Origin of the sequence: Lentzea sp. (assembly GCF_036380075.1) — a bacterium.
In the GTDB taxonomy this organism is placed as follows: domain Bacteria; phylum Actinomycetota; class Actinomycetes; order Mycobacteriales; family Pseudonocardiaceae; genus Lentzea.
The window spans coordinates 1-2,949 of the sequence record NZ_DASVFL010000343.1 but is presented as its reverse complement, the minus strand read 5'-3'; the positions used below and the strand labels follow the sequence as shown (position 1 = coordinate 2,949).

The 2,949-nt window shown below is 70.6% G+C and carries 1 protein-coding gene; it reads left to right on the top strand.

Annotated elements, in window-relative coordinates; genetic code table 11:
* The coding region (locus tag VF330_RS36550) for a glycosyltransferase family 2 protein (RefSeq protein WP_330856313.1) at positions 1–2,688 on the top strand (2,688 nt) is incomplete at its 5' end.
* Between the last annotated feature and the right edge of the window lie 261 nt (positions 2,689–2,949).

The window sequence follows — 2,949 nt, the reverse complement described above, 5'->3', positions numbered from 1 at the left end:
CTTTCGTCGGCGGAGCACTCCGCGTCGTTCCAGCAAAGCACCGAGGTGCTGGCCGTTTCGTCGGCCGGTTCGTTGATCAAACGTGAGGTGTGGCACGCGCTCGGCGGTTACGACGAGGCGATGCCGTTGCTGCGCGATGATCTCGACTTCGGCTGGCGCGCTAATCGCGCGGGTCATTTGGTCCTGTGCGTACCGGTCGCACGCATGCGACATGCACGGGCCGCGACTAAAGGCGCCCGCCGTTTGGACGCGGCCATGGCGCGGCCGGGACCGTCATTTCACGGCGTCGACCGCGCGCACGGCATGCGCACTTTTTTGGTCAATTGTTCAGGTTTCTCGTTCGTCGTCGGCGTTCCCCGGCTCGTGTTCCTGTCGCTGCTGCGCGCCGCGGGGTTCCTGTTCCTCCGGCGTTTCGCCGACGCACACGCCGAGGCGGGAGCGGCCCGGTACCTGCTGACGCGCGGCCGTTTGCTCGAAGGACGCCGCACGCGCCGCGGCTCCGCCGTCGTGCCCGGGCTCTTCACCAGCAGACTCACCAGGTTCCGCAACGCCGTCCGCGCCGGCGCCACCTTCCTGATCCGCCGCCGGGTGCAGGCCGACGCCGAGCTGGGTCGTTTGCCCGCAACCGATTCCGGTTCGACGTGGCTCGATCCGTCCGAAGTGGACTCACCGCTCGTCGGCCCGTCCGCGCTGCCCGCCGGCGCGTCCCGCGGCCGACCGCGCGTCGCCGGTCTGCGCCGGCCCCCTGTAGTCGTCTCGCTGGACGCCGGTCTGCCGGTCGGGGTGAAGCCGACGCCGCGGCCGCGTCCGTCGCCGGGACCCCGCGGCGGTGCCGACCGGATCTTCGTCGAGGTCGACCAGTCGCGGGTGCTGCGGTCGTTGTTGCTCGCGCCGCCGGTGCTCCTGGTGTTGACCTTGTCACTCGTTGCGGTGATCTCGAACTGGTCTCGCCTCGGCCTGGACCTCGCCGGCGGACGCCTGCTGCCCGTCGGGTCGCTCGGTGAGGTGTGGTCGACGTACCTCGCGTCGTGGCACCCGGTCTCCGGCGGTACGGCGGCCCCGGCCCCGGCGGCTCTGGCCGTGCTGGGTCTGGTGCCCGGCGGTCCGTCGTTCGCCGTGGCGATGCTCATGCTCGGCGACATCCCCCTCGCCGCGTTGGCGGCCTACATCGCGTCACGGGGCTTGCGCGTCCGTCGTTCCGTGCGCGCGGTGGTGGCGGCGTTCTACGGACTGCTCCCGGTCGCCACCACGGCCGTGACCGAAGGACGGCTTGACGTCGTCGTCGTGCACGTCGTGACACCACTTGTGTTCGCCGGCATCTACGCCGTTCTGCGCGCGTCGTCCACACACGCGTGGCTGCCGATGGCGTCCGGAACGGCCTTCGGGGTCGCGGTGCTGGGAGCGTTCTCGCCGCTGACCCACGTCGTGGTGATCGTCGGTTCGCTGGCCGGGTTCATCGCCGTCACCGGCGGGGCCCGGCGGATCGCCGCGCTGTTCGCGATCGTGCTGCTGCCGATGGCGTTGCTGCTGCCGTGGCCCGCGGTGCTGTTGCAGCACCCGGAGATGGTCCTCAACGGGCTGGGCGCCGCCTTCGCCTCACCGCCGCCGAACCTGATCGTGTGCTCGGTGTTCGCGGCGGCCGGGTTCGCCGCCGCCGTGCTGCGGCCGAACGCCTCGATGCTGCCCGGTGTCCTGGTGGTCGTGCTGGCCGTCGGGGCACTGGCCGCCGTGTCCGCGGTCGGCGCCTGGCCGGGCGCGCCGCTGGTGGTGCTGGCCTGGGGACTCGTCTGGGTGGTGCTCGCGGCCTGCCAGCGCGGGGTGGCGCCGGGGATCGCGGCCCAGGCCCGCGTGCGGCGGGCCGTCTACCTCGTCGGCGTCGTGACGCTGGCCAGCCTGACCGTGGCCGGGTTCCTCGACCTGCGGTCCGGGCCGCTGAAGACCGGCGGCGGAGTCCTGCTGGGACCGTCGCTGACCGCGGAGCTGGAGCGCAGCGGGCGGTCGGTGCTGATTGTCGGACCGACCGTGCGGCAGGTGGCCGGGCGGCTGCCCGCTTTCGGGGACGACGACCTGGTGCCCACCGTGTCGTCGCCTGGCCGGTTGCGGCGGTGGAACTCGTCGTTGCTCGACGGGTCGCCCGAAGTGGTGAAAACGGCTTTGGCTCAGGCTGCTTCGTCCGGGGTGGTGTTTGTCGTTTTGCCCTCCGGTGAGGTTGCTGCTCGGGTTCGGGCTGCGGCTGGGGAACTGGTGTCCGATGCGCCTGGGGCTTCTGATGGGCGGCCCGTGCTTCGATTGCGGTTTATTGCCGATACCGGGGTTTTGCTGGCGCCTGATCTGGCTCGGCGGGCTCGGACCGGTGGGGATCCGCCTGCTGTCCTCGCTGCTGACGGGGTTGCTCCCGTGAACGTGTCGCTGCCTGACGTGGCTGTTCGGGTTTCGCCTGGTGGGGAGGGGCGGGTGCTCGTTCTCGCGGCTGAGGACGAGCCGGGGTGGCGGGTGTTCGTGGACTCCGTCGAGGTGCCTGTGGTCCGGGTTTGGGGGCATTTGGTGGGGGTGCCGTTGCCCGGGGACCGGGCTGAGGTTCGGGTGGAGATGTCGTCCGCTTTGAGGGATTTCTTGTTGTTGGGGCAGGGGGCTGCTGCCTTGTTCACGCTTTTGACGGCTATTCCTTCTCGGCGCCGGGGTGTGTAGGTGGATTGGGTTGGGGTGGGGTGGGTTGGTGGTTGCGGTTTGGGTGGTCTTGTTCCTGTTTCAGGCGCGGGGCTCCGCCCCGGACCCCGCCAACTGATCAAGGACCGGGCCGGCGCCGTGCGTAGGTAGATGGCACGCCTGTTGCGTTGGGCGGCTTGCTGTTGCGTGCGTTGGTCGCGATCCCGTGGGGTGGTCCCGTCACGAGCAGTGCTCGAGGCAGCCACACCCGAGGGGTCAGGTCAAGCCGACGAAAAGCGTGTC